Source organism: Myxococcus sp. AB036A (assembly GCF_006547355.1).
In the GTDB taxonomy this organism is placed as follows: domain Bacteria; phylum Myxococcota; class Myxococcia; order Myxococcales; family Myxococcaceae; genus Myxococcus; species Myxococcus virescens.
Genome location: NZ_VHLC01000124.1, coordinates 1 through 24,547 on the forward strand (window position 1 = coordinate 1; position 24,547 = coordinate 24,547).

Genomic DNA, 24,547 nt, shown 5'->3' on the forward strand with positions numbered 1-24,547 from the left:
GGGGTAGGGGACGGAGGTGGGTCCGATTCACTCGCCCGGTACACGCCCGTCCGCGTGGCCTCCACCGCGACACCGGAGGACGGAGGCGGCGGAGGAACAGGCTCCGGCGCGCGGCGCGAAGGCTCCGCCGTGGCGGAGGACTCCGACGCGCGGTAGCCGTCCCTCCGTCCCGAGGGCTTCTCATCCCCGAACGGGTCCTCCTCGCGGCTGTTGCGCCGGCGGGTGGGCTGCGCATCACCGTCGCCGAACGGGTCCTCCTCGCGGGTCAGCTTCTTTCCCTTCCGCCTCTTCGGCGGATCCGCCACCACCCCGGCGGGCAGCCCCTTCAGCGACGAATGCCGGTCCGCACACAGGCCCACGTTCTCCTGGCATTCGGCCAGGCAGTGGGTGAGCTGCTTGATGGTTCGCCCGCTGCCTCCGTATTGGATGGAGCAGTCCTCCTTGCAGGTCGCGTAGTCCTCCTGGCAGCCAGAAGGGACGGCGGCCGCGGCGGGGCCGGCGGCGAGGGTCAGGCCAAGAATCAGAAGGGCTCGCATGGCGATTACGAAAACTACCAGTCTTCTGGGGTTCCGGCGCCAGGGGGGCGCGTTATGGTCCCCTGGCGCGATGGTCGCGCCACGAGGAGGCACATGGCTGTCAGGGTGGGCATCATCGGGAGCCCCGGGTTGGCCCAGGCACTGGGCATCCCCGGCAAGGGCGAGTCCCACATCTTGGAGACGCCCTTCGGTCCTCACGCGGGCCCTATCGTCACCACCGAACTCGAAGGCGTCGCGGTCACCTTCGTCGCCCGACATGGTACCGGCCACGTCTACAACGCCACCCGCGCGCCCTACCGCGCGAACATGTACGCGCTGAAGGTCCTGGGCGTCACCCACGTCCTCGCCACCGGCACCGTGGGCAGCCTGCGTGAGCACATCCATCCGCTCCACCTCGTCCTGCCGGACCAGGTCATCGACCGCACCTACCGCCGTCCCTGCACCTTCTACGACGACGTCGCCGTCCACGTGGACCTGGGCAACCCCTTCTGCGGCACCCTGCGCCAGGTGCTGGAGCACGCCAGGGACCCGCTGGGGCCGACGGTGCACACCGAGGCCACCTACGTCTGCATCGAAGGCCCGTCCCTCAGCACTCGCGCGGAGAGCATGCTCTACCGCACGTGGGGAGGAGACCTGGTGGGCATGACGGGCATGCCCGAGGCCCGGCTCGCCCTCGAGGCGGAGCTCCACTACGCCATGGTGGCCCTGCCCACCGACTACGACTCGTGGCAGCCGCGCGCGCCAGGGCAGGAGCATGACGATCTGCTGGCGCAGATCTCCCACAACCGGAAGGCCGTCACCGCCAGCGGCGCCGCGCTCATCCGCCGCGCGTTGCCTCGCATCGGCGAAGCCCGCGCCACCTGCCGCTGCGACACCGCCCTGGCCCTGGCCATCGGCACCGAGCGCAGCCGCATCCCCGACGAGGTGCGCGGCCGCCTCCGTCCACTGCTGGGCAGATACCTCCCGCCCAACGTCGCCTGACGACACCGCACCAGGTCCTTCGGCCGGGCCACACGCCGTGCGCTCGCCTGGCCGCCTGCTGCCAAAGCGCGCTTCCGTTTTCACCTTCTGAGCCCCGGTACGACCCGGAGCGAGGAGGCGAGCATGCGGTTGCCCAGACTCAAGCACCTGTCCTGGCGCGAGTTCAGCCGGCGCTTCGTGAGGGAGTTCCAGGAGGACAGCGTCACCGACATCGCGGCGCAGTTGTCGTACTACCTGCTGTTCTCGCTGTTCCCCTTCCTCTTCTTCCTCGTCACGCTGGTGGCGTACCTGCCGTTCGCCCCGGGCGCGGTGGACGCGATGTTGGACCGCATCCGTCCGCTGGTGCCGGGAGACGCGCTGGGCCTCATCACCGGCCATCTGCAGTCCCTGGTGAACCAGCCCCAGCCCAAGCTGTTGACGGCCGGTCTGGTCATCACGCTGTGGTCCGCGTCGCGCGGCGTGAATGCACTGCGCACCGCGCTCAACCTGGCCTACGACGTCTCTGAATCCCGGCCCCTCTGGAAGACGCAGGGCCTGGCGATGCTGGTGACGCTGATGGGCTCGCTGCTCATCCCGCTGTCCTTCGCCGCGTTTCTGCTCGGCGGGCGGCTGGGGCTGTGGCTGGCGGGGAAGCTGCAACTCGTGGACGCCTTCCACCTCGTGTGGTCCTGGCTGCGCTGGCCCTTCACCGCGTCACTGGTGATGCTGGTACTGGCGCTCTGCTACTACCTGCTGCCCGACGTGAAGCAGCGCTTCAAGTACATCACCCCCGGCTCCGTCCTGGGCACGGGCCTGTGGCTGACGAGCACCTGGGGCTTCACGCAGTACGTGGAGCACTTCGGCAAGTACAACGTCACCTACGGCTCCATCGGTGGCGTGATGGTGCTGCTGCTGTGGCTCTACCTCTCCGGGCTCATCTTCATCGTCGGAGGCGAAATCAACGCCATCCTCGAGCACGCCTCGGTGGAGGGGAAGTCGAAGGGCGCCCGCGGCTTCGGGGAGCCGGCGCCGCTGGAGCCGCCCCTGAAGACGCCCGGTGCGGCCAAGAGCGCCAGCAGCGCCATGCGGTCGAAGCTGGCGCGCTTCCGGTGGCGGCGCCGCGTGGCCCGGGGGCAGGAGCCCGAACCCACCGTGGAGGAGCAGGACCCTCGCTCCTCCACGCTGCACTGACGGCCGGGGACTACTTGCCGCCCAGGGCCTGCTTGATGGCGGGAAGCCCACCCGGACCGTTGTTGCTGCCCCGCAGGTTCTTCTGCGAGATGATCTTCTGGATGTTGGCGATGCGATCCCTGTTGGTGGGGTGGGTGCTCAGCCACTTCATCAGCGCGGGCGTGTCGCCCTGCTCCTTCTGGAGCTTCTGGAAGAAGGTGATGAGGCCCCGCGGGTCATAGCCCGCGCCGGAGGCGTAGCGGGCGCCGTACTCGTCGGCTTCAATCTCCTCGCCGCGGCCGTGCGCCAGCAGCGTGCCGCCGCTCACCAGCGACGCGGCGATCTGCGCCACCGTGCCCGGGTTCTGCCCCAGCGCCGCCTGGGTGATGGCCTGCAGGCCCATCTGGTTGACCATGGCGCGCGCGGAGTGACGGCCCACGACGTGGCCCGCCTCGTGCGCCATGACGCCGGCCAGCTCCGCCTCCGTGTCCGCGGCCAGGATGAGGCCGGTGTAGACGTACAGGTAGCCGCCGGGCGTGGCGAAGGCGTTGACCATCTTCGGGTCGTCGATGACGTTGATCTTCCACTTCACCCCGGGCCGGTCCTTGGAGGCCTGGTTCAGGATGCTGGTGGAGATGCCGCGCACGTAGTCGACGACGGCCGCGTTCTGCACGTATTTGATCTTCTCCTTCGTCTCCAGCTCCGCCTTGACCTGCTTGCCGAGCTGCTCCTCCTGCTCGTCGGAGATGAGGGTGCGGGCCACGGCCTTCTCGGCGGAGATGCGCTGCTTGGTGCAGCCCGTCGACAGGCCCAATGCCAGGGTGACTCCCAGTACCGCCACGAGGATGCGCTGCATGACGAGTGCTGCCTTTCTTTCCAGAGGTCTACGCCGCGTCGCTCCGCGGGAGGCGCGACGCTGGCCCACATCGGCACCTGCCTTCAAGGGCCACGTGGTGCAAGCATCCAGGCATCCGGCTTTCGCGCCGCTACCACCCCCGTGTTCACTGCCCGGCAGGTAGGCGGTGCGTGGGGACGCCCGCCGGTGTATGTGCCCCCCAGGATGCCAGAGCTACCCGAAGTCGAAATCGCGCGGCGCAACCTGGTGCGCTGGTTCAGCGACCGGCGCCTCGTGCGCGCCGAGTCGGAGAACACCCGCATCTTCCGAGGCGCCGAGCGCCAGCAGTTCGACACGCTGACGGGCCGGTTGGAGTCGCTGGTCCGCCGGGGCAAGTACCTGCTCTTCGCCTTCGAGGGCGGCAAGGGGCTGATGGGGCACCTGGGGATGACGGGCAAGTTCGTCCGCCGCACCGAGGGGCAGGTGGCGCCCTACAGCCGCGCCCGGTTCCATCTGGACGACGGCCATGTCATCCACTTTTCCGATCCACGAATGTTCGGCCGCCTGGAGCCGGCGCCCGCCGCGCGCCTGCGGGAGCTGGACGCGGTGCGAATCCTGGGGAGGGATCCGCTGGCGGATGGCCTCACCGCGGGGCAGCTCCAGCAGGCCGTGGGCTCCTCCCGGAAGGAGCTGAAGGTGGCGCTGATGGACCAGGAGCGCATCTCCGGCCTGGGCAACATCCACGCCGCCGAGGCGCTCTTCCGCGCGGGCCTCCACCCCTCGCGCCAGCCCGGCTCCCTGACGCCAGACGAGTGGAAACGCCTGGTCCAGGGCATCCGCGCCGCCATCGACTTCGGCCTCAAGGAGCAGGAAGGGGAGGAGCCGGTGTACCTTGAGGAGGGGCGCTCGGAGAATCCATTCCAGGTGTACGGCCGCGCGGGGAGCCCATGCTCCCAGTGTGGCACCCGGGTCGAGTCCTTCACCCAGGGAGGCCGTACCACCCACTTCTGTCCCCGGTGCCAGCCGGCGGACGGACGCCGAAGTGAGGCGGGGGCGCCGGCCGTTGACGGCGCGAAGGCCCGCCCTGGTAAGCGTTGACACCCCTTGGTCCCGTCGCTTGAATCGCCCGCCTTTCAGACCCGGCCGCCCCAGGTGGCCCTGGAGATCGTTGCCCATGTCTCACGCCCTGCTGGCGGCGCTACTCGTCGCTTCGTCCACGGCCACCGCTCAGACGCCGGTGCCGGAGGGTAGCCCGCCCGCGCCCGCGGAAGCCGCACCCGCTGCTCCCGCCGCTCCCGCGGAGCTTGTTCCCGCGGAGACCGCGCCCGTGTCCTCCACTCGCGAGGGCGTCAGCCGTGACGACCTGGAAGCGCTGAAGGAGGAACTGCGCGAGGAGATTCGCGCCGAGGCCGCCAAGCAGTCCATTGGCGCCACGGACGAGTGGGCCGAGGAGTTCCCGGAGGAGAAGCGCAAGCTCGAGGTCTTCACGCTCGACGGCTACTTCCGCGTCCGCCCCACGCTCTTCTACAAGTTCGACCTGGGCAAGGCGCCCGGCCGGGAACTCTTCCCGCGCTCGCCTCGCAGCCCGCAGGAGAACACCCAGTCCTTCGCCACCATGCGCGTGCGCCTGGCGCCCACCTTCAACATCTCCGAGCAGGTGGCGTTGAAGATGGAGGTCCTCGGCCTGGACAACTTCGTCATGGGCGCCATGCCGGACACGCTGCTGCCCGGCAACACGCGCAACATCTTCGGCATCTTCTCCGAGAGCCAGGACCCGCTGGCGGACGCGCTCCAGGACTCCATCAAGCTGCGCCGCGCCTACGGTGAGGTGAAGACGCCGGTGGGCATCCTGCGCTTCGGCCGCATGGGCAGCCAGTGGGGCCTGGGCATGCTGCGCAACGACGGCACCTGCTTCGACTGCGACTTCGGCGACACCGTGGACCGCGTCCAGTTCGTCACCAACCCCTTCGAGGGCTGGTACGTGACGCCGATGCTGGACTTCAACTCGGAGGGCGTCACCGACACGCGCGGCACCGTGGGCGAGCCCGTCGACCTGACCCAGTCCGATGATTCGCACAGCTGGGTGATTGCCATCGCGCGCCGGGACACCGACCAGGTCATCCGCTCCAAGCTGGACAACAACCAGGGCGTGCTCCAGTACGGCCTGCACTTCACCTACCGCACCCAGAAGTGGGAGTACGACGGCTCCACCACGAATGGCCAGAACACCGGCTTCATTCCGCGGGACGCGACGCTGTTCGTGCCGGACCTGTGGCTGAAGTACGAGGAGAAGAACTGGCGGCTGGAGTTCGAGGCCGCCGCCCAGCTGGGCCGCATCGGCAACCGCGCGCTGGACGTGGGCGCCATCAACGACCCCACGCTCAACCAGAGCCTCACCGTGGCCCAGTTCGGCGGCGTGGCGCAGGGTGAGCTGCGGCTGCTGGACCAGAAGCTGTCGCTGAACATGGAGCTGGGCTTCGCCTCCGGTGACAAGGCGGCGGGCTTCGGCAACCAGCCGGGCCGCCCGGGCTCGGGCGCCAACGGCCAGACGCGAGAGGGTGACTTCGAGGGCCCGCAGTACGCCTGCGGCACGGGCGGATGCACGGACAACGCCATCCGCAACTTCCGCTTCAACCGCGACTACCGCATCGACCTCATCCTGTGGCGCGAGCTGCTGGTCGGGGTGACGGACGCGTTCTATGTCCGCCCCTCGGCGAAGTACACCATCACCGAGGGCTTCGACATCTACGGCCGCGTCATCTACTCGCAGGCCATGTACGCGCAGTCCACGCCGTCCTTCACGAACAAGGCGCTAGGCCTGGAGGTCAACGTGGGCGCGGACTACAAGACGGAGGACGGGTTCATGGCCGGCATCGCCTACGGCATCCTGTTCCCGATGAGCGGCTTGCAGGAGTTCGACGCGACGCTGCGCAACGACCTGGACACGCCGCAGACCATCCGCGCGTGGCTGGGGATGCAGTTCTAGCCATGCGCCAGGTCCTCGCGCGGCTGTGCGTGGCCGCCAGCGTGTCACTGACGCTGGCGGCGTGTGGCATCAAGGGGCCCCCGCGGCCGCCCGGGCCGCCGCCAGCGCCCGCGACGCAGACGCAGCCGCCGCCCCCTGAGTCGGAGCGAGGGCCCCTGGAGCCGTCGGGGCCCGCCCTGTCTCCCGCGCCGGCGACCGGCGTGGAGACACCGCTGTCACCGCCGGAGTCCGAGGACGCGGGAGTCCCGTGAATCACTTCGCCTATCGCAAAGGCGTGCTCCACGCGGAGGATGTGCCGCTGGCGGCCATCGCCGAGTCCGTGGGCACGCCCACCTACGTGTACTCCACCGCCACGCTCACCCGGCACATCCGGGTGGTGACGGAGGCCTTCGGAGACCGGCCGCACCTCATCTGCTACTCGGTGAAGGCCAACTCGAACCTGGCCATCCTCCGGCTCATCGCAGAGCAGGGCGGCGGGTTCGACATCGTCTCCGGCGGCGAGCTGGCCCGGGTGCGGCATGTGGGCGGGGACGCCGGGAAGACGGTGTTCGCTGGCGTGGGCAAGACGCAGGAGGAGATGGAGGCGGCGCTGGCCGCGGGCATCCTCCTCTTCAACGTGGAGAGCGCCGAGGAGCTGGATGCGCTGGACGCCGTGGGCCGCCGCCTGGGGCGCCGCGCGCCATTCGCCCTGCGCGTGAACCCGGACGTGGATGCGCGCACGCACCGTTACATCTCCACCGGCCTGAAGACGTCGAAGTTCGGCGTGCCGTTCGAGGAGGCGGTGGCCCTCTACGCGCGCGCGAAGAAGATGAAGGGCCTGCTGGCCGCCGGGTTGGATTGCCACATCGGCTCGCAGCTCACCCAGACGGCGCCCATTCGCGCGGCCTTGTCCAAGGTCGCGGGCCTGTACTCCGCGCTCAAGGAAAAGGGCCATCCGCTGGCGTACCTGGACGTGGGCGGCGGGCTGGGCATCACCTATCTGGACGAGACGCCGCCGTCTCCGGAGGAGTACGCCCGCACCGTGCTGGCCGCGGCGGGTGCCACCGGGGCCACGCTCATCCTGGAGCCGGGCCGGGCACTGGTGGGCAACGCGGGCGTGTTGCTCACGCGTGTGCTGTACCGGAAGAAGACGCCAGCGCGGCACTTCGTGGTGGTGGACGCGGGCATGAATGACTTGCTGCGCCCCGCGCTCTACGAGGCGCACCACGGCCTTCAGCCCCTGGTGAAGCGGCGGGGCAAGGCGGTGGAGGTAGACGTGGTGGGGCCGGTGTGTGAATCCACCGACGTGCTGGCGAAGGCGCGGCCCCTGGTGCTTCCGCAAGCAGGCGAGTTGTTCGCTTTCATGAGCGCGGGCGCGTACGGCATGAGTATGTCGTCCACTTATAACTCCCGGCCACGCCCGGCCGAGGTGCTGGTGGACGGTGCGGCGTGGCGCGTGGTCCGGGAGCGGGAGCGCGTCGAGGATCTCTGGCGCGGCGAGCGGGCCTGAACGTATAAGCGCCGGCATGAAGACCTTCGAAGGCTCCATGACGGCGCTGGCCACTCCGTTTCGCAACGGAGCGCTCGATGAGCCCGCATACCGGGCGCTGGTCCGCCAGCAGATTGAAGGGGGCACCAGCGTGCTGGTCCCCATGGGCACCACCGGCGAGGCCGTGACGATGACGGCCGACGAGCGGGCCCGCGCGGTGAAGGTGGTGGTGGAGGAGGCGAAGGGCCGCGTGACGGTGGTGGGCGGCGCCGGCTCCAACAGCACCGCGGAGACCATCGACGGCGTGCGCCGCGTGCGCGACGCGGGCGCGGACGGCACGCTCATCGTCACGCCCTACTACAACAAGCCCACGCAGGCGGGCTTGCTGGAGCACTACCGGGCGGTGGCCAAGGCGCACCCGGGCTTCCCCATCATCGCCTACAACGTGCCGGGCCGGACGGGCGTGGACCTGCTGCCCGACACCGTGCTGCGGTTGTGTGACATCCCCGAGGTGGTGGCGCTCAAGGAGGCCACCGGTAGCATGCCTCGGGCCATCGACATCCTGGAGAAGTGCGGCGACCGGATGACGCTCCTGTCCGGTGACGACTTCACCGTGCTGCCCTTCATCGCCTGCGGCGGCAAGGGCGTCATCTCCGTGTCGTCCAACGTGGCGCCGCGGATGATGGCGGACCTGGTGGCGGCGGCGCGCGCGGGGAATATCGCGGTGGCGCGCGACCTCCAGGTGCGGATGAACGAGCTGCACCGCCTGCTCTTCATCGAGTCCAACCCCACGCCCGTGAAGTGGGGATTGCACGTGATGGGATTGTTCGGGCCCGAACTGCGGTTGCCCCTGGTGCAGATGACCGAGCCCAACGCCGCGAAGCTTCGCGACACCCTGCGCCAGCTGGGCCTGCTCACGGGCTGAGCTCTCCCTCATCCCGCCGTTACCTGGAGCGCGGCAGACATGATTCGCACCGTCATCACCGGCATCACCGGCCGCATGGGCAGCACGTTGCTTCGCCTGGCGCTCGACTCGGGAGACCTGCGGGTGGTGGGAGGCACGGCGCGGCCGGGCAGTGCCTCGGTGGGCCAGGACGCCGGGGTGGCGACGCGGCTGGGCCCGGTGGGCGTGACGGTGGTGGACAGCCTGGAGCGAGCGCTGGACGCCGCGCCGGCGGACGTCGTCATCGACTTCACCAGCGCGGAGCTGAGCGTGGCGCACGCGAAGGTGTGTGCCGCGCGCGGCGTGGCCCTGGTGGTGGGCTCCACCGGCTTCACGCCGGAGGCGTCCGCGGCGCTGGCGGAGAGCGCGAAGGCGGTGCCCATCGTCGCGGCGCCGAACATGTCGGTGGGCGTCAACCTGGTCATCCGCATGGCGGCGGAGCTGGCGCGGGTGCTGGGGCCGGGCTTCGACGTGGAGGTGCTGGAGGCGCACCACCGCATGAAGAAGGACGCGCCCAGCGGCACCGCGCTGCGGCTGGCGGACGTGCTGGCGGAGGCCCTGGGGCGCACCCAGGAGGACCTCACCTTCGCCAGGCATGGGCAGATTGGCGCGCGGCCCGCGCGCGAGATTGGTGTGCAGACGCTGCGGGGCGGCGACGTGGTGGGCGAGCACACCGTGTACTTCCTGGGCGAGGGCGAGCGCATCGAGCTCACGCACCGCGCCACCAACCGAGACCAGTTCGCTGCTGGCGCGCTGAGGGCCGCGCGCTGGGTGGCGGGGCGCGCGCCGGGTCTCCATGACATGGCCGACGTGCTCGGCTTCCAGAGGACTTCATGACGACCGCGCGCTACTGCCGCTTCCTGCATGAGGGCCGTGCGCACCACGGCCGGGTGGAAGGCTCCGAGGTGGTGGTCCTCACCGCCGCGCCCTGGGCCGGCGCGAAGGAGACGGGCATCCACCGCTCGCTGTCCTCGCTGACGCTGCTGGTGCCGTCGGACGCGTCCAAGGTCGTGTGTATCGGTCAGAACTACCGCAAGCACGCGGAGGAGATGGGCAAGCCGGTGCCGCCCGAGCCGCTCATCTTCACCAAGCCCTCCACGGCGCTCAATGGCACGGGCTCGGCCATCCGCATCCCCAAGGCGAGCCAGGAAGTCCACTACGAGGCGGAGCTGGCGCTCGTCATCGGCGAGAAGCTGAAGAACGCCGACGAGTCCACCGCCGCGCGCGCCATCTGGGGCCTCACGTGCTTCAACGACGTGACGGCGCGCGACGTCCAGCGCCGCGAGATTCAGCACACCCGCGCCAAGGGCTACGACACCTTCGCGTGCGCGGGGCCGTGGGCGGTGACGGGCCTGTCTCCCGACGACCTCCGCATTGTGTGCCGGGTGAACGGGCAGGTGCGCCAGGACAGCCGCACGTCCGACATGATTTTCAGTCCCGCGCGCCTGGTGTCGTTCATCTCCCACATCATGACGCTGCTGCCTGGGGACATCGTCAGCACCGGGACGCCGTCGGGTGTGGGGAAGCTGTCGGCCGGGGACACGGTGGAGGTGGAGCTGGAGGGAATCGGAACCCTGGTGAACCCTGTTGAGATGGAGCCGTGAGCGACACCGTCTACGTCGGGTTGGGTTCCAACGAGGGGGAGCGCGAGAATCACCTCGTCGCCGCCCTGTCCGCGCTGTCCCGCATCGACGCGGTGGCGGTGCTCCACTGCTCCTCCCTTTTCGACAGCGCCCCCGTGGGGCCGCCGCAGCCGCGCTTCCTCAACGCGGTGGTGGCCCTGGAGTGTGGCCTGCCGCCGCAGCGGCTGCTCTGCATCCTTCAGCAGATTGAGAAGGACCTGGGCCGCACCCGGGAGGTGCGCTGGGGCCCGCGCACCATCGACCTGGACATCCTCTTCTGGGAGGGACAGGTGGTGGCCGACCCCACGCTCCAGGTGCCCCACCTGGAGCTGCACAAGCGCCGCTTCGCCCTGGAGCCGCTCGTTGAGCTGGCGCCCCACCTGCGTCATCCGGTACTGGGGATGTCGGTGAAGGAGCTCCTCGGGAAACTCGCCCCGCAGGATGTCCGCAGGAGCGAGGCCACGTGGTGGCCGGAAGCGAGCTACTCGAGCAACGACACATGAACCTGTCCCTTGCCCTGGCCACCGCGGCGCTGCTGACCGCCCAGCCCTCGACGCTGCCTCCCGGCCACCCGGTCATCCCTCCGGGGACCACGGCCTCTCCCGCCACCTCTGGCATGCCGGAGGGCCACCCGCCGACGGAGGGCGCGGCTCCCAGCATCAGCCCGGAGCAGCTGCCCCCAGGCCACCCGCCCATGTCGGGCACGGGCCGGGCGCCGCCGTCCGCGGAGGAGCTGCTGCGCCAGCTCGACTCCACGGAGGGACTGGCGGACCGTGAGAAGACCTTTGAAATCGCCGCGTCACTGGGCCGCCTGTACTACGTGAACGGCCGCAACGCGGAGGCCAGCACCTACCTTCAGCAGGCCCTGGCGCGCGCCCAGCCCACGCGGGAGCTGTTCCTGGCGCAGCGCAAGAAGCTGGGCAAGGCCGCGGTGCCCACCGCGGAGGCGGCGGGCTGCGGCTTCACCCCGAACATGCCGGTGGAGGACATGGGCGCCGCCGCGCAGGCGCGCGCGAAGAAGGGTGACACCGCGGGCGCGGCGGGCTGTGCGCGTGCGGCGCTGGCGCCGGTGCTGGACGTGGCGGTGATGCAGGCCAACGCGCTCTACCTGTCCAACGACAGCGGCAAGGCGCTGGGGGCCTACGACGCCGTGCTGGAAGTGGAGCCCCTGCACGAGGAGGCCCTCTATGCGCGCGCGGCGCTGCTCTTCGAGACGAAGGGCGACGACGTGGCGGCGCTGAAGAAGGCGGGCGAGGGCTTTGAGGCGGTCGCGACCACGTACCCCGATTCGTTCCGCGCGCCCATGGCGAAGCGGATGGTGGCGCTGGTGGAGGAGACGGTGAAGGCGGGGGGCCGCAAGCAGTTGCTCGCCTCGCGCGCGGAGGACCGCCGCATCCGCCTGTCGCAGGCGCCCGCTGCCACCGCGCCGGATGCGCCGCGGCCGCTGTCGCAGGAGATGGTGGACGCGGTGAAGAGCACCGAGCGCACGCCGGAGCTGGAGCAGGGCCTGGCGAAGCTGGTGGACGAGGGCGAGGAGCTCCTGGCGAAGGGCCAGTACCAGGAAGCGCTCGCCAACTACACGCGCGTGGTGCCCTTCCAGCCGGAGAACGGGCGCGCGAAGGCGGGCATGGCCTGGGCCCTGGTGTCCCTGGAGCGTCCCATGGCGGTGCGCGTGTGGGGCGTGGCCGTGCAGACCGACCCGCTCTCCGTGGAGAAGCTGGGCGACACGCTCAAGGCCAAGGGCGACGACAAGGGCGCGAAGGCGCTCTGGGAGAAGCTGGCCACGGACGCGCCGGACTACCCGAACAAGGCGAGCCTGCAGGCGAAGCTGGGCAAGTAGCCGCGGTCAGGAGGGGCGCCGGCGCATGCCGGCCCGGGCCCCTCTGCGACTTCGTGTCAGGGCAGAGCGGGGAGCTTGCAGGGCCACCATGCCGGGGGGGTGGCCCGGTCATCCCAGGTTTCGTCCCAGTAGTCCTTGAGTGCGTAGACCTCGGTGTTGGCATAGCTGCAGAACCGCTGCGGGTGCTTGTTGACCACCAGCGTCTCGTCCCGGTTGTAGACAATCGTGTCGCGCCGGCACTTCTGGGTGCTCCCGGCGGGAGGCGGCCCGGCGGTAGTCGCACGCTCAAGCTTGGAGTACAGGATGGAACTGGGCTGCTCGCAGGCCAACTCCTTGTAGCGGCCGTCCGTCGCGATGGAGACGTTCAGCGTCACGCGGTGTTCCGTCAGGAAGCACCCCTCGAAGTACTGGTATCCATCGGGCAAGCTCGGGTCATTCCTGTATCGGTAGGTCACTAATGAATAGCCCTGCGGGGGGAGCGGGCATTCGCCGAAGAGCTTTTCATAGAGCGGATGCAGCGCGCCCTCCCGGTACACTATCCAGTGGTACTCCGTTTCGCCTCGGTCGTACCCTTCCTGATGCCCAACGACGAGGTCGGGGCTGGAAGTTGCTGTCAGGCTGACCCGGTCGAGCTTGGCGTTGTCGTTGCCGTCCACGTAGGCGAGCACATAGGCGACACCCAGCTTCGAGCCTTCTTCGCCATGCAGGACGCCGGGCTCGGGCAGCCGATGGACGGGCATGCTGAAGGTGTTGGGGAAGCGCCCGTTCACCTTGACGTCGACGGCGCGCCGCTCGAAGGCCTGCCTGGGGCTCACCCGTTGGCATTTGCCCACCGCGATATGGAAGGGATTCTCCATCATGCATTGGAGCGTGGCCTCGGGCCAGTGTTCCCAATAGAGGGCCGCCCGCAGCTTCTTGGCGCGTGCGTCGTCGAGTGACTCGGTGCCGAGAAGCGTGCCCTCCACCGTGAACAATGCTTCGTCCTCGGCTTCGTCTCCCAGGAGTCCTCCGCAGCCAGCGAGGGCCAGCGTGAGGAGCCCGGTTCCAAGTGTTGCGTGTGCCTTCCGTTGCGCCATGTCACCCGTCCTTGTGTGTGGAGGGCTCGCTGAACTCTTTCTGCTCGCGAGGGCCTCTTGCGTTGCAGGAAGGGAGACGCGGGGCGGGGACTGCGTGGGACATCTTTCAATAGCTCCAGGTGCTTCCAATCAGCAGGCTGGGCGTTGCCTGCACGCGCAATTGAGCATCCTCCTTCATCAAGGCCACCCATCCGCCGAGCCGCAGGAAGAGCCCGGCGCTCGCGCCGACGGGAACCTCCGCGGAGACCGCGGCGAAGGTGGCCGCGCCCGCGCCCACGCGCATCCTTGCTGCGGGAAGGTTCAGTCTTCGCCGCTGAGCGGCCTCAAGGCTGGTTGCGCGCTGAACCACCCCGATGGCGCCTCCGCCGACATGCGCGCTGGTCCAGACAGCACCGATGGCACACGCCAGCCCGACGCCGCCCCACAACCCCAACTCGGCATGGTCCATCCGCAGTGAGTGCGTGGTCCCTCGATGTCCTCCGAGCGTCAGTCCACCTGTGACAGAGAGCCCTGGCTTTGTGCCCGCAGACGCTTCTCTTGCGAACAGCACGCCCGCCTGAGGCCCCCAACCACCCACGTGCGTGGAAGACCTGCCGACGCCGAGTCCGGCTTGAAGTCGCCAGCCACCGTCCTCCAGGAGTGCGCCCTTGCGCTGGTGTAGCGCGAGCGTACGCACTTCGAGTGAGGCGGGGTTCAAACGGTGGTGGCTGCCCCAGGGAAGGTAGACCTTGCCAAAGAGCACCTGCGCGCCTCGCCTGACTTGAATGCGATAGCGGCCAGAGGGCAGCGCCAGCCGCACCGGGGCCTGCGGACGCGGTTCCACTTCCGCCATCACCTGGAGCGTGCGCTCGTCGACCAGCACCACGCTGTCTCCCAGCGCGGGTGGGAGCTCCAACTGCGCCTGGGCCCGTTCCAACGTGGTGATGAACAGGTCGCCTTCTCCTGCCAGTTGGCTGGACAGCTCCGGGTGCTGAACCGCCGCGCTGGAGCCATGCGAGGCAGCGAGGGTGCGGTGGTAGACGTGGCCATAGGCTTCGGTGATGCTCACGCGTCCGTCACCGTCCACGTCCGCGGCGCCTCGCAGTCCTGAAATCAGGTGGTGCGAGAAGTAGGAGCCCTGAAGGCTGTCGGATTCCTGTGCGACTTCGTGCGCGCCCGCGGAGGTGATGAGCACCTTTCCGGAAGGGCCCACCTGTCGCACGAAGGAGATGTCGAAGGCGGGTGCGGACTTGAGTCCCTTGGCGCGCCCACGCACCATCGCTCCACTGTGGCAGGCGTCCAGCACGGCCACGGTCACCGTGGAGGGAACCTCGGCGAGCAGCCGTTGCAGCTCGGCGAGCGGAAAGTCCTCTCCTCCCATGCGGAGCGCGGTGTCGTCTCCGTGCCCGGAGTAGTAGAAGAACAGCAGCGTGCGTTCCCCCGCGCGCCGCGCCTCCTCGATGCGCCCCCGCATTCTCGCCAGGGTCAGCCGCACACTGGCGGGAGATTCACCTCGAAGGAGGATGCGGCGGTCCTCGGGAACGCCGCCAAGCTGTCCCCAGAGCGCGTCCAGGCGTTCCGCGTCTCGCTCTGCCCAGCGCAGGGGCTCGTCGGTGTCCAGGCCCAGGTTGTGGCCGACGCTGAGGGCAAAGCGACTTTCCGCGCCCGCGGGCCATGTGGCCAGCAGCGTTCCCGCGATGGCGAGACATGTGAGAACCTTCGAAGCCGCTGTTCCCAAGGCGCTCATGGGTGTTCCTTGGGCAGCTCGCGGACGATGTACCGCATTGTAGGGAGTGGCGGGGGCTTGGGAGGGAAGTCCATTCCCTCCGCTGCCCGCTCCATCCAAAGGAGGACCGTTTCAGGCGAGGGCGCGCGGCCAGCGATGGGCGTAAGTACCATCACCAGGGCCTCTCGCTCAGGGGCCGCGTCCAGTTCCAGGCTGCCCGGAAGCACCATGCGTCCCGGTTCCATTTTCACCGCGCCGCCGGTTTGGGGAAATCCATGCAGTGGCGTCAGGCGGCCGTGGTCGCTCACTGCCAGCACATACAGCGAGCCGCCTTCCACATCTTCCACTTCGACTCTCACCCGGTCTCCAGGACGCAGGACCACGCCAGCGGTCTGCTCGAAGACAGCCTCGCCGCGTTTGACGAGGAACCGCGCCGTGAGGCCTCCTCGGACCCGTACCTGCTCGTGTTCCTCCGTCGGTGGGCTCCAGGTCTGTACCCCGATAAGCCCCAGTGCGAAGAGCCCGAAGACGGGCAGGGCCCACCGGAATGGCCATTGCCAAGGGCTTGTTTCAGGCGGCCGCGGCGCCAGCCGTGACTGGATGACGTTGAAGGGATGCGTGACGGCGAAGGCGTCTCGTGCTGCCTGCCGGTCGCGCAGATGTGCGGTCAGCGCCGGTGATGCGCGTGCTGCGTCCTCCACGTGTCGTGCGTCCTCGGCGGACAGCTCTCCGCAGAGATATCGCTCGATGAGCAGGTCCGGCACGCCTGGAAAGCGAGGGTGGGAAGGGGGCCTCATGAGGATGCGGTTCCTCTCCGCGCAACGAGATTCGGGGGCACTTCCAGGAGGCGCCTTGCGGTATCGAAGAAGGTCTGAAGCTTTCGCTGCACTGTCTTGCGCGACACGTCGAGCAACAGGGCAATCTGTTCCTGCTCGAGCTCGTCGAAGAACCGGTGCGCGACGACGCGCTGGACGTCTTCCGGGCAGTGGGCGAGCACGTGCCGCACCAGGTCCGCTTCCACGAGGAGCCGTTCCATCGCGGCGTCCGGGGGGGCGTGGACGTCCCACATGGGAGCCCGCAAGGTGAGGGCACTGGTGGCCTCGGTGCGACGACGGCGCAGCAGCGAGAAGCATTGCCGGTCAGCCACCGTCAACATCCAGGACAGCGGAGAACTCGCGGCTCGCACCTGCTTCAGGTGTGCATGGACGCGCAGGAACACCTCCTGCGTGGTGTCCCAGGCCAGCGCGTCGTCGCCGAGCAGGCGCTGGCACCGCCGGTAGACGGGTTCACCGTAGCGACGGTAGTACCCCTCGGTCTGTACGACGTCGTCTTCCGGCTCGCGCACGGACGCCCTCACGCGGGGCCAACGGCCAGCCCCCCGACCAGTGTCGCCCGGTCTGGGCGTCCGAAGGGGTGGGGCCCCGTGGCACGAGACGCATGGGCGTCACCGCGTGGGACATTTTTCCGGAACGAACTTCCCCCCTTGACGATCGGCGGCGGTCTTGTTGTCCGAAAGGCGTCCGCTCAGACGAACTTCGCGGCCAGCAGGTCCTGCACGTCGAGCAGGCCCACGGCGCGGCCTTCCACGTCCACCACGGGGAGCTGGTCCACCCGCAGCTCGCGCATCTGCGTGGCCGCGGCCAGCACCAGCGTCTCCGGCGTCACGCAGCGCGGGTTCTTCCCCATGAGCTCGCGCACGGGCACGGTGAAGTCGGTGAGGCCCGCCTCCACGCGGCGGCGCAAGTCGCCGTCGGTGAAGATGCCCACCAGCTTCCCCGCCTTGTCCACCACGCACGCGGCGCCCGGACGGCCCGGCGTCTTCGTCATCACCCCCACCACCGCGGACAGGGGCGAGGTGTCGCGCACCAGCGGGTTGGCGTTGCCGGTGCGCATCAGCTCGAAGACGCGCTGCACGGAGCGCCCCAGCTTCCCGCCCGGGTGCAGCAGCGCGTAGTCCTCCGTGCCGAAGGGCCGCGAGCGCAGCACCGTCATCGCCAGCGCGTCGCCAATCGCGTGCAGCGCGGCGGTGGAGGCCGTGGGCACGAGGCCCATGGGGCAGGCCTCCGCGATGGCGCCGATGTCCAGCACCACGTCCGCGCCGCGGCCCAGCGGGCTCTTCGCGTCGCCGGTGAGGGCGATGACGGGCGTCTCCATCCGCTTGAAGGAGGGGAGCAGGCGAATCAGCTCCTCCGTGGAGCCGCTGTTGGACAGCGCGAGGATGACGTCGCCCCGGCCCACGCGGCCCAAATCTCCGTGCACGGCCTCGGCGGGGTGGAGGTACACGGAGCGGATGCCCGTGGAGGCCAGCGTGGCGGACAGCTTCTGGCCGATGTGGCCCGCCTTGCCCATGCCGGTGACGATGACCTGGCCGCGGCAGTCGCGCACCAGCTGCACGGCGCGCAGGAAGTCGTCTCCCAGACGTTCCGTCACGCCGAGGATGGCGCGGGCCTCGGCCTCCAGCACGCTCCGCGCGTAGGCGAGCGTGGCCTCCGCGTCGGGGAGGACGGCAGGTACCTGTTCGGGACGGCCGGGGAGGGCGCGCAGGCGGGGCTTCTTGGCGGCGGAGCGGGAAGGGCGAGCCATGTTCAGTGTCCGGCCTTCTACCTCCGCACCCCCGCGGTGGCCACCCTTGACGCATGGGGGGGCATCGGTTACGCGCCTGCTCGCCCGGCCTCCATTGGCCGGGGCACATTCCACCTTCAAGAGAGGGACGAGATGAAGTTCTTCATCGACAGCGCCGACGTGGAGGAGATTCGCAAGGCCCACGCCATGGGCTGCGTGGACGGAGTGACGACCAACCCGTCCTTGCTCGCCAAGGTGGGCCGGGGCCTGGAGGAGACCATCCGCGAAATCTGCTCCATCGTGGATGGCCCCATCAGCGCCGAATGTGTGTCCATGGAAGCGGACGAGCTCATCAAGGAAGGCCGCTCCCTGGCGAAGATCCACGACAACGTCGTGGTGAAGATTCCCATGGGCGTGGAGGGCATGAAGGCCACCAAGGCGCTGACCGCCGAGGGCATCCGCACCAACGTCACGCTGTGTTTCTCCGCCAACCAGGCCCTGCTGTGTGCCAAGGCCGGCGCCACCTACGTGTCGCCCTTCGTGGGCCGGTTGGATGACATCTCCCAGGACGGCATGGAGCTCATCTCCCACATCCTGGAAATCTACCGGAACTACGAGCACTTCAACACGCAGGTGCTGGTGGCCAGCGTGCGCAACCCCGTGCACGTGCTCCAGGCCGCCCGCCTGGGCGCGGACGTGGCCACGCTGCCCTACAACGTCATCACCCAGCTGGCGAACCACCCGCTCACCGACGCCGGCATCAAGAAGTTCCTGGCCGACTGGGAGAAGGTCCCCAAGGCCGTCAAGCCGCCCGCGGCCAAATAGCCCCTCGGGAAATACAGACTAACGGCGGTTTCCGTGGCTCCAATCCCTCTGCGGGGTTGGGGCCTGTTTTTTTGAGAAAAATGGAGCCCGTCCTCCTCCGGTTCCCGGCGGGTTGCACTGGCGATTTCGCGCCGCGGCATGTATTCGTTGACTCCCGAGTCAACGAGCCGAACCCGTCACGAGGTCCCCATGGAATTCCAGCTCACCGACGCCCAGCGCGCGCTGCAGGACGCGGCACGCAAGTTCGCCCGCGAAGTGGTGCGTCCGAAGGCCGCCCACTACGACGAGACGGCCACCTTCCCACTCGATTTGCTGACGACCGCGTGGGAGCTGGGGCTGCTCAACATGGCGATACCCGCCGAGTACGGCGGCGTGGGCCTGTCCCATCTGGACCAGACCATCGTCGCCGAGGAGCTGAGCTGGGGCTGTGCGGGCGTGGCGACGTCCATCATCGCCAACGACCTGGCCAACCTCCCCATCATCCTCCACGCGACCGAGGAGCAGAAGAAGCGGCTGCTCACGCCCTTCACGGAGAAGCTGAAGTTCTCCTCGTTCTGTCTCACGGAGCCCGAGGCCGGCAGTGACGTGGCCAACATGCAGACCACGGCGCGGCTGGACGGAGACCACTACGTCCTCAACGGCGCCAAGTGCTTCATCACCAACGGTGGCCAGGCGAGCCAGTACACGGTGTTCGCCACGGTGGATAAGGGCAAGAAGCACAAGGGCATCACCTGCTTCGTGGTGGAGGGCCGCCCCGAAGGGCTCTCCGTCAGCAAGCACGAGAACAAGATGGGCCAGCGCGCCAGCGAGACGGTGTCGCTGACGTTCGAGGACGTGCGCGTCCCGGTGGCCAACCGCATTGGCGAAGAGGGCCAGGGCTTCGCCATCGCCATGGCCACGCTGGACAACAGCCGCCCGCTGACGGCCATGTTCTCCGTGGGCATCGCGCGCGCCGCGCTGGAGCACTCCATGGAGTACGCCACGCAGCGCCGCACCTTCGGCAAGCCCATCATCGAGCACCAGGCCATCCAGTTCATGATTGCCGACATGGCCATGAACACCCACGCGGCGCGCATGCTCACCTATGAGAGCGCGTGGCTCTTGGATGAGGGCAAGCGCAACTCCCTCCAGTCCAGCTACGCCAAGTGCTTCGCCGCGGACATGGCCATGAAGGTCGCCACCGACGCCGTCCAGGTGTACGGCGGCTACGGCTACATCAAGGAGTACCCCGTGGAGAAGCTGATGCGCGACGCCAAGCTCATCCAGGTCTACGAGGGCACCAGCCAGGTCCAGCGGCTCGTCATCGCGCGGGAACTGTTCAAGTAGCGCCGCGGCACTGCGTCCGGCGGCCGTTTCCCATTGCCGCCGCGACGCGCCAATGCCTATTAACCCAGACCGTTTTTCCAGATTCCAAACTCCTCCCCGTAAGGAGAAGCACCGCCGTGAAGATCCTCGTCACCGCCAAGCGCGTGGAAGACCCCGAGTCGAAGATCAAGGTCAAGCCGGATGGCTCGGGCATCGTTCAGGAGGGGCTGAAGTACAAGATCAACCCCTTCGATGAAATCGGCGTCGAAGAAGGACTTCGGCTCGTCGCGAAGCACCAGGGCGAGGTCGTCGTGGTGTCCATCGGTGGCAAGGAAGTGCAGGAGCAGCTCCGGCACGCGCTGGCCATGGGTGCGCACCGCGCCGTGTGGGTGAACCACACCGGGCCGGTGGACCAGCTCGGCATCGCGGCCCTGCTCCAGAAGGTCGTGGAGAAGGAGCAGCCGGACCTCGTCATCCTCGGCAAGCAGTCCATCGACGATGACCAGAACCAGGTGGGCCAGTACCTCGCCGAGTTCCTCGGCTGGGGCCAGGCCACGTTCGCTTCCAAGGTGGAGTCCATGGAGAGCGAGCAGGAGAAGAACAAGGTTCCCGCCATCGTCCTCTCCGCCGACAAGAAGAGCGTGCAGGTGATTCGCGAGGTCGACAACGGGCTCGCCACGGTGGAGTGCCAGCTGCCCGCCGTCGTCACCACGGACCTGCGCCTCAACCAGCCGCGCTACGCCAGCCTCCCGGGCATCATGAAGGCGAAGAGCAAGCCCATCGAGGAGCTGACGCCGGCCAAGCTGAGCGTGGATGTCACCCCCGCCATCCAGGTCCTGAAGATGTCCGCGCCCCCGGCGCGCAAGGCCGGCATCAAGGTCGCGGACGTTCCTGCCCTGGTCGAGAAGCTGCACAACGAGGCGAAGGTCGTCTGAGCGGCCCTTCCGCACACTCTCTACGGAGTCATCCAAATGCCTATCGTTCTCATTGTCGCCGAGCAGCAGCCGGACGGGAACCTCCGCAAGGCCACCCTCAACGCCATCTCCGCCGGTAAGCAGCTCGCGGAGAAGGCCGGTGGTGAGCTTCACATCGCCTTGGTGGGGAAGGACCCCTCGAAGGTCGCTGACGAGCTCAAGGGTTATGGCGCGAAGGCCGTTCACCTGGGCGCCGCCGCCGAGCTGGAGCACTACCTCGCGGAGACCTACGCGCCCGCCATCGCCGCCCTGGCCCAGGAGCTGAAGGCGGACTACATCGGCATGGCGTCCACCGCGCAGGGCAAGGACCTGCTGCCCCGCGTGGCCGGCCGTCTGCGCGCCGCCATGGCCACCGACGTCATGGCCATCAACGGCAGTGGCGCGGACATCACCTTCACCCGTCCCATGTGGGCCGGCAACGTCTTCGCCGACGTGAAGCTCACCACGCCGGTGAAGGTGCTCACCCTGCGCGCCACCGAGTTCCCCGCCGCCGCTGGCGGTCAGGGCGCCGCCGAGGTGAAGACCTTCAGCCCGAAGGTCGAGGCCTCCAAGACGAAGTTCGTCGACTTCAAGGAAGTGAAGAGCGCGCGTCCCGAGCTGACCGAGGCTCGCGTCGTCATCTCCGGTGGTCGCGGCACCAAGGGCGACTTCAAGGAGATTGAAGGCCTGGCGGACGACCTGGGCGCCGCGGTGGGCGCGTCCCGCGCGGTGTGTGACGCGGGTTGGGTTCCCAACGACCTGCAGGTCGGCCAGACGGGCAAGGTGGTGGCTCCGGCGCTCTACATCGCGGCGGGCATCAGCGGCGCCATCCAGCACCTGGCGGGCATGAAGAGCTCGAAGACCATCGTCGCCATCAACAAGGACCCCGAGGCCCCCATCTTCCAGGTGGCGGACTACGGCATGGTGGCGGACCTCTTCAAGGTGCTGCCCGAGCTGCGCGCGGAGCTGGCGAAGCTGAAGTAGTACCGGAGGGCACGGACGTGTCCTGACGCAAGGGGCGACGTGGGGACTTCCCCGCGCCGCCCCTTTGCATTTTCACCTCACAGCTCGATGTCGCGGCCCGCGTCGCGCGGCGCCACTTCTCCGGGCTCCGGGGCCTCGTCCGCGTATGGCGGCTCGGCGGGCAGTGGCAGCTCGGGGCGCTTGGGTGGTTCGGTTCGGAGCAGGTCGATGAGCGCGCCGTCGCTCAGGGCGACGATGAGGTGGTTGAACTGCCAGGGGCCGTCTCCCCGTTTCTCACCCTGCGCATGCAGCGTGCCCTTGCCCTGGGGCCCCTCGAGCGGGAGGGAGAACTGCGCGCGAGAGACACCGTTGCGGCTCTGCACGGAGCTGCGCCGAGGCAGGCCACTTTCGATGGGCGTACCCAGCGCGCGCTGCACCAGCGCGTCGCCGCTGGCGATGGCCACGGCTTCCTGGTGCGCGTCGGACTGCCCCAGGGAGGAGAAGCCCAGGTACGTGGCGAGCACGCCCAGGCCGATACACGAGGCGAGCAGCCCCAGGCATCCCAGCGGAAGGACCCAGCGCCAGTGGCGGCTCCACCAGCCAGGCCGAGGCGCCATTGAACCTTCCTGTGCTGTGTCCATGGCCGCCTCCTCCCACTTCACGCGCGGCTTCCTCTTATTCGCTCCCGAGGCTCGCGGGGAACGCGTGGAAGCCGTCCGGCACCGCCAACGGTTGGTGTGTGTACCGGGCAACAGGTAGATTTCGTGAGTGCTCCCAAGGGCCGGGGGAGCACGTGAGGCTGGGCGCATGCCTTCGCGCAGATCCTCCTCCGCAGAGGTGTTGTTGGACGTGCTGGAGGCACTGCCTCCGGGGCACCGGCTGTGGGTGCGTGGCGCGGGGCGAAGCCTGTTTCCGCTGCTGCGGGCCGGGGACTCGGTGCGGGTGATGCGCTGTGGCCCGGGCTCGCTGGCGACCGGGGACGTCGCGCTGATGCGGCAGGGGCGCGAGCTGGTGGCGCACGTGGTGGTGTCCACGCGGCCGTGGCGGACGGCCTCGCTGCTGGGGTCCCAGGACGCCCCGGGAGGCGTGACGCTGGGCCGGGTGGTGGCCATCCGCAGGGGCCGCTGGGTGGTTCCACTGCCCAGACCGCTGCGCCCGGCGCTGCGGCTGGCGCAGCAGGCCGCGTCCACGGCGTGGGCCTGGCCCCGGACCCGGCTAGTGTCTCGGGGTGTGTGGGACTTCCTCTTCGCCGGATGGTCGCTGCCGCTTCGTCGCCGCCTGGTGGGGCCGTTGGAGGTGCGGCTCCTGACGGCCGGCGACCTGGACGCGCTCCTGGCCTTCGCCAGTGAGCGGCTGGTGGTGTCTCCGGGCTTCCTGCGCCGTCAGCTGCGCGAGCGCTGGGGCCTGCAGGACACGGAGCGCCGGGGCGCCGCGGCGGGCGCCTTCGATGCCCAGGGACGGATGCACGGCTTCGCCTGGGTGGACTCCTACCGGCAGGAGGGCTTGCAGTTGGAGGGCGTCTGGGTGCGCTCCCTGGTGGTGGCGCCCCGCGTGCGGCGAATGGGCGTGGCCACGGGGCTGCTGGAGTGCCTGATGGAGGAGGCCCGACGCCAGGGGCAGTCGCACGTCTTCGCGGACGTGGACGACGACAACACGGCGTCGCTGCGCACGTTCGAGCGGCTGGCATTCCGGCGAGCGAACGCCACGCTGACCCAGCAGGCCAACGAGGCCTGGGATGCCACGGGCCGCTCCAAGCGGCTGGTCGTCGTCGAGCGCACCCTGTAGGTGCGCCGCCGGAGGTTGCGCGGCCGCCCGGGCTGCGTCAAAAAGCCCGCGGCCGTGGCCGCCGTGACGTCACCTGGCGAGCCCGGCGTCATCCTCTCCGGTGGACCGCGCGATATGAGCACCTCGACGTCCGACATGCTGGAGGGGGGCACGGCGCCCTCGTCGCGGTCGCAGCGACTTCGCGCGGATGGGGCGCTGGCGCTCATCACTTCGTTCTGGGGCATCACCTTCGTGGTGGTGAAGGACGCGCTCGGGCACGGCGACCCGTTCAGCTTCCTCACGCTGCGCTTCGTCGTGGGCGCGGTGGTGTTGAGCGCCCTGGCGGGGCGGCAGGCGCTGACGGCGCGCAACCTGCGCATCGGCACGATGCTGGGCACCTTCCTCTTCCTGGGGTTCTCGCTTCAGACGGTGGGGCTCACCACCACCACGCCTTCTCGCTCGGCGTTCATCACCGGGCTGTGCGTGCTGCTGGTGCCACTGCTGTCGATGGTGCTCTACCGGAAGGCGCCGAAGTTCACCTCGCTGCTGGGGGTGGGCACGGCGGCGGTGGGGCTCTACTTCTTCACGCAGCCGGACGGAGGGCTTGGCAGTGGCGGGCTGTCGTCCGGAGATGTGCTGTCGCTGGGCTGCGCGGTGGCCTACGCGTGCCACATCCTCATGACGGAGCGGCATGCGCCGAAGCAGGGGGTGATGGGGCTGGTGGCGGTGCAGCTCTGGACGGTGGCGCTGCTGTCCGCGCTGTGCCTGCCTTTCGTGGAGCGGCGCGTGGCGTGGCATCCGTCCTTCGTGGGGGCGGTGTTCATCTGCGGTGTGTTCGCCAGCGCGGTGGCCATCAGCCTCCAGACATGGGGGCAGGCGCGCACCACGGCGGTGCGCGCGGCGCTCATCTACTCGTTGGAATCGGTGTTCGCCGCGCTGTACTCGGTGCTGCTGGGCTACGAGACGCTCGGGCCTCGGGAGTGGCTGGGCGGCGCGCTCATCCTGTCGGGCGTGTTGATGTCGGAGGTGGGGGC

General features: G+C 69.1%; 24 protein-coding genes and 1 pseudogene. 17 read left to right on the top strand and 8 right to left on the bottom strand.

Annotation, left to right across the window (positions count from 1 at the left end):
- Nucleotides 1-536: pseudogene (locus FL344_RS33430) on the bottom strand (hypothetical protein); the annotation flags it as partial.
- A 93-nt stretch (nt 537-629) separates the two neighbouring features.
- Here FL344_RS33430 and FL344_RS33435 point away from each other — a divergent pair.
- Nucleotides 630-1,517, top strand: coding sequence for an MTAP family purine nucleoside phosphorylase (locus FL344_RS33435; protein WP_141590292.1), 888 nt, complete (start codon nt 630-632; stop codon nt 1,515-1,517).
- A 123-nt stretch (nt 1,518-1,640) separates the two neighbouring features.
- A complete protein-coding gene (locus FL344_RS33440) occupies nt 1,641-2,687 on the top strand; it encodes a YihY/virulence factor BrkB family protein (RefSeq protein ID WP_090492317.1) in 1,047 nt (348 codons plus the stop codon).
- A gap of 10 nt (nt 2,688-2,697) precedes the next feature.
- Here FL344_RS33440 and FL344_RS33445 read toward each other — a convergent pair whose 3' ends face one another.
- Nucleotides 2,698-3,522 (bottom strand): M48 family metallopeptidase, encoded by an 825-nt coding sequence (locus tag FL344_RS33445; protein WP_141621367.1) that lies wholly within the window; start codon nt 3,520-3,522, stop codon nt 2,698-2,700.
- A 204-nt stretch (nt 3,523-3,726) separates the two neighbouring features.
- On the opposite strand from FL344_RS33445, the gene mutM reads away from it, so the two are divergent.
- The 9 genes from mutM to FL344_RS33490 all read left to right on the top strand — a co-directional run bounded on the left by mutM (nt 3,727) and on the right by FL344_RS33490 (nt 12,360).
- Nucleotides 3,727-4,599, top strand: coding sequence for a bifunctional DNA-formamidopyrimidine glycosylase/DNA-(apurinic or apyrimidinic site) lyase (mutM, locus tag FL344_RS33450; RefSeq protein ID WP_141590295.1), 873 nt, complete (start codon nt 3,727-3,729; stop codon nt 4,597-4,599).
- A gap of 76 nt (nt 4,600-4,675) precedes the next feature.
- A complete protein-coding gene (locus FL344_RS33455; protein ID WP_141621368.1) occupies nt 4,676-6,487 on the top strand; it encodes a TIGR04551 family protein in 1,812 nt (603 codons plus the stop codon).
- 2 nt (nt 6,488-6,489) lie between these two features.
- Nucleotides 6,490-6,738 (top strand): lipoprotein, encoded by a 249-nt coding sequence (locus FL344_RS33460; protein WP_194863349.1) that lies wholly within the window; start codon nt 6,490-6,492, stop codon nt 6,736-6,738.
- Nucleotides 6,735-7,976, top strand: a complete 1,242-nt coding sequence (lysA, locus tag FL344_RS33465; protein ID WP_141621370.1) for a diaminopimelate decarboxylase — start codon at nt 6,735-6,737, stop codon at nt 7,974-7,976. Before FL344_RS33460 ends, lysA begins: the two co-directional genes overlap by 4 nt.
- A 16-nt stretch (nt 7,977-7,992) precedes the next feature.
- Nucleotides 7,993-8,880, top strand: coding sequence for a 4-hydroxy-tetrahydrodipicolinate synthase (gene dapA, locus FL344_RS33470; RefSeq protein WP_141590299.1), 888 nt, complete (start codon nt 7,993-7,995; stop codon nt 8,878-8,880).
- Nucleotides 8,881-8,919: 39 nt separating this feature from the next.
- Entirely contained in the window at nt 8,920-9,735 is an 816-nt protein-coding gene (gene dapB / locus FL344_RS33475; protein WP_141621371.1) for a 4-hydroxy-tetrahydrodipicolinate reductase, read from the top strand.
- Nucleotides 9,732-10,502 carry a fumarylacetoacetate hydrolase family protein gene (locus FL344_RS33480; RefSeq protein WP_141621372.1) on the top strand — a complete coding sequence of 257 codons (771 nt, stop codon included), beginning with the start codon at nt 9,732-9,734 and terminating at the stop codon, nt 10,500-10,502. The genes dapB and FL344_RS33480 overlap by 4 nt, the downstream gene beginning before the upstream one ends.
- Nucleotides 10,499-11,023: a 2-amino-4-hydroxy-6-hydroxymethyldihydropteridine diphosphokinase gene (folK, locus tag FL344_RS33485; protein WP_011555876.1), complete on the top strand. Its 525-nt coding sequence runs from the start codon at nt 10,499-10,501 to the stop codon at nt 11,021-11,023. Before FL344_RS33480 ends, folK begins: the two co-directional genes overlap by 4 nt.
- The gene (locus FL344_RS33490; protein ID WP_141621373.1) at nt 11,020-12,360 is read left to right on the top strand and encodes a lipopolysaccharide assembly protein LapB; all 1,341 of its coding nucleotides are present in this window, start codon (nt 11,020-11,022) and stop codon (nt 12,358-12,360) included. Before folK ends, FL344_RS33490 begins: the two co-directional genes overlap by 4 nt.
- Nucleotides 12,361-12,416: 56 nt before the next feature.
- Here FL344_RS33490 and FL344_RS33495 read toward each other — a convergent pair whose 3' ends face one another.
- The 5 genes from FL344_RS33495 to FL344_RS33515 all read right to left on the bottom strand — a co-directional run bounded on the left by FL344_RS33495 (nt 12,417) and on the right by FL344_RS33515 (nt 17,724).
- Nucleotides 12,417-13,436 (bottom strand): hypothetical protein, encoded by a 1,020-nt coding sequence (locus FL344_RS33495; RefSeq protein ID WP_141621374.1) that lies wholly within the window; start codon nt 13,434-13,436, stop codon nt 12,417-12,419.
- Between the two features lie 106 nt (nt 13,437-13,542).
- The gene (locus tag FL344_RS33500) at nt 13,543-15,162 is read right to left on the bottom strand and encodes a caspase family protein (RefSeq protein WP_141621375.1); all 1,620 of its coding nucleotides are present in this window, start codon (nt 15,160-15,162) and stop codon (nt 13,543-13,545) included.
- Nucleotides 15,159-15,938 carry a hypothetical protein gene (locus FL344_RS33505; RefSeq protein ID WP_141621376.1) on the bottom strand — a complete coding sequence of 260 codons (780 nt, stop codon included), beginning with the start codon at nt 15,936-15,938 and terminating at the stop codon, nt 15,159-15,161. The genes FL344_RS33500 and FL344_RS33505 overlap by 4 nt, the downstream gene beginning before the upstream one ends.
- A complete protein-coding gene (locus FL344_RS33510) occupies nt 15,935-16,486 on the bottom strand; it encodes an RNA polymerase sigma factor (RefSeq protein WP_141621377.1) in 552 nt (183 codons plus the stop codon). Before FL344_RS33510 ends, FL344_RS33505 begins: the two co-directional genes overlap by 4 nt.
- A gap of 179 nt (nt 16,487-16,665) precedes the next feature.
- Nucleotides 16,666-17,724 (bottom strand): SIS domain-containing protein, encoded by a 1,059-nt coding sequence (locus FL344_RS33515; protein WP_141621378.1) that lies wholly within the window; start codon nt 17,722-17,724, stop codon nt 16,666-16,668.
- Nucleotides 17,725-17,856: 132 nt separating this feature from the next.
- Here FL344_RS33515 and fsa point away from each other — a divergent pair, with 132 nt between their 5' ends.
- The 4 genes from fsa to FL344_RS33535 all read left to right on the top strand — a co-directional run bounded on the left by fsa (nt 17,857) and on the right by FL344_RS33535 (nt 21,770).
- Nucleotides 17,857-18,528, top strand: a complete 672-nt coding sequence (gene fsa, locus FL344_RS33520) for a fructose-6-phosphate aldolase (RefSeq protein ID WP_141621379.1) — start codon at nt 17,857-17,859, stop codon at nt 18,526-18,528.
- Nucleotides 18,529-18,717: 189 nt separating this feature from the next.
- Nucleotides 18,718-19,854 (top strand): acyl-CoA dehydrogenase family protein, encoded by a 1,137-nt coding sequence (locus FL344_RS33525; RefSeq protein ID WP_090492338.1) that lies wholly within the window; start codon nt 18,718-18,720, stop codon nt 19,852-19,854.
- 116 nt (nt 19,855-19,970) lie between these two features.
- Complete coding sequence (locus FL344_RS33530) at nt 19,971-20,768, top strand: electron transfer flavoprotein subunit beta/FixA family protein (protein WP_090492340.1); 798 nt, start codon at nt 19,971-19,973, stop codon at nt 20,766-20,768.
- Nucleotides 20,769-20,804: 36 nt separating this feature from the next.
- Nucleotides 20,805-21,770, top strand: coding sequence for an electron transfer flavoprotein subunit alpha/FixB family protein (locus FL344_RS33535; protein WP_011555870.1), 966 nt, complete (start codon nt 20,805-20,807; stop codon nt 21,768-21,770).
- A 77-nt stretch (nt 21,771-21,847) separates the two neighbouring features.
- Here FL344_RS33535 and FL344_RS33540 read toward each other — a convergent pair whose 3' ends face one another.
- The gene (locus FL344_RS33540) at nt 21,848-22,390 is read right to left on the bottom strand and encodes a cytochrome c oxidase assembly factor Coa1 family protein (RefSeq protein ID WP_228565558.1); all 543 of its coding nucleotides are present in this window, start codon (nt 22,388-22,390) and stop codon (nt 21,848-21,850) included.
- A 166-nt stretch (nt 22,391-22,556) separates the two neighbouring features.
- Between FL344_RS33540 and FL344_RS33545 the strand changes: the two genes are divergently transcribed.
- Both FL344_RS33545 and FL344_RS33550 read left to right on the top strand, forming a co-directional pair.
- Entirely contained in the window at nt 22,557-23,534 is a 978-nt protein-coding gene (locus FL344_RS33545; RefSeq protein ID WP_141621380.1) for a GNAT family N-acetyltransferase, read from the top strand.
- On the top strand, nt 23,535-24,547 hold a 1,013-nt coding region (locus tag FL344_RS33550; protein ID WP_141621381.1), incomplete at its 3' end, for a DMT family transporter.

What these genes read in the sequence shown, in the direction of transcription:
- FL344_RS33490 (WP_141621373.1), top strand. Translation starts at nt 11,020, where the DNA reads ATGAACCTGTCCCTTGCCCTGGCCACCGCGGCGCTGCTGACCGCCCAG.
- FL344_RS33480 (WP_141621372.1), top strand. Translation starts at nt 9,732, where the DNA reads ATGACGACCGCGCGCTACTGCCGCTTCCTGCATGAGGGCCGTGCGCAC.
- FL344_RS33500 (WP_141621375.1), bottom strand. Translation starts at nt 15,162, where the DNA reads ATGAGCGCCTTGGGAACAGCGGCTTCGAAGGTTCTCACATGTCTCGCC.
- dapB (WP_141621371.1), top strand. Translation starts at nt 8,920, where the DNA reads ATGATTCGCACCGTCATCACCGGCATCACCGGCCGCATGGGCAGCACG.
- fsa (WP_141621379.1), top strand. Translation starts at nt 17,857, where the DNA reads ATGAAGTTCTTCATCGACAGCGCCGACGTGGAGGAGATTCGCAAGGCC.
- FL344_RS33440 (WP_090492317.1), top strand. Translation starts at nt 1,641, where the DNA reads ATGCGGTTGCCCAGACTCAAGCACCTGTCCTGGCGCGAGTTCAGCCGG.
- FL344_RS33455 (WP_141621368.1), top strand. Translation starts at nt 4,676, where the DNA reads ATGTCTCACGCCCTGCTGGCGGCGCTACTCGTCGCTTCGTCCACGGCC.
- FL344_RS33460 (WP_194863349.1), top strand. Translation starts at nt 6,490, where the DNA reads ATGCGCCAGGTCCTCGCGCGGCTGTGCGTGGCCGCCAGCGTGTCACTG.
- FL344_RS33505 (WP_141621376.1), bottom strand. Translation starts at nt 15,938, where the DNA reads ATGAGGCCCCCTTCCCACCCTCGCTTTCCAGGCGTGCCGGACCTGCTC.
- dapA (WP_141590299.1), top strand. Translation starts at nt 7,993, where the DNA reads ATGAAGACCTTCGAAGGCTCCATGACGGCGCTGGCCACTCCGTTTCGC.
- FL344_RS33540 (WP_228565558.1), bottom strand. Translation starts at nt 22,390, where the DNA reads ATGGACACAGCACAGGAAGGTTCAATGGCGCCTCGGCCTGGCTGGTGG.
- FL344_RS33445 (WP_141621367.1), bottom strand. Translation starts at nt 3,522, where the DNA reads ATGCAGCGCATCCTCGTGGCGGTACTGGGAGTCACCCTGGCATTGGGC.
- mutM (WP_141590295.1), top strand. Translation starts at nt 3,727, where the DNA reads ATGCCAGAGCTACCCGAAGTCGAAATCGCGCGGCGCAACCTGGTGCGC.
- FL344_RS33535 (WP_011555870.1), top strand. Translation starts at nt 20,805, where the DNA reads ATGCCTATCGTTCTCATTGTCGCCGAGCAGCAGCCGGACGGGAACCTC.
- FL344_RS33545 (WP_141621380.1), top strand. Translation starts at nt 22,557, where the DNA reads ATGCCTTCGCGCAGATCCTCCTCCGCAGAGGTGTTGTTGGACGTGCTG.
- FL344_RS33515 (WP_141621378.1), bottom strand. Translation starts at nt 17,724, where the DNA reads ATGGCTCGCCCTTCCCGCTCCGCCGCCAAGAAGCCCCGCCTGCGCGCC.
- FL344_RS33525 (WP_090492338.1), top strand. Translation starts at nt 18,718, where the DNA reads ATGGAATTCCAGCTCACCGACGCCCAGCGCGCGCTGCAGGACGCGGCA.
- FL344_RS33435 (WP_141590292.1), top strand. Translation starts at nt 630, where the DNA reads ATGGCTGTCAGGGTGGGCATCATCGGGAGCCCCGGGTTGGCCCAGGCA.
- FL344_RS33495 (WP_141621374.1), bottom strand. Translation starts at nt 13,436, where the DNA reads ATGGCGCAACGGAAGGCACACGCAACACTTGGAACCGGGCTCCTCACG.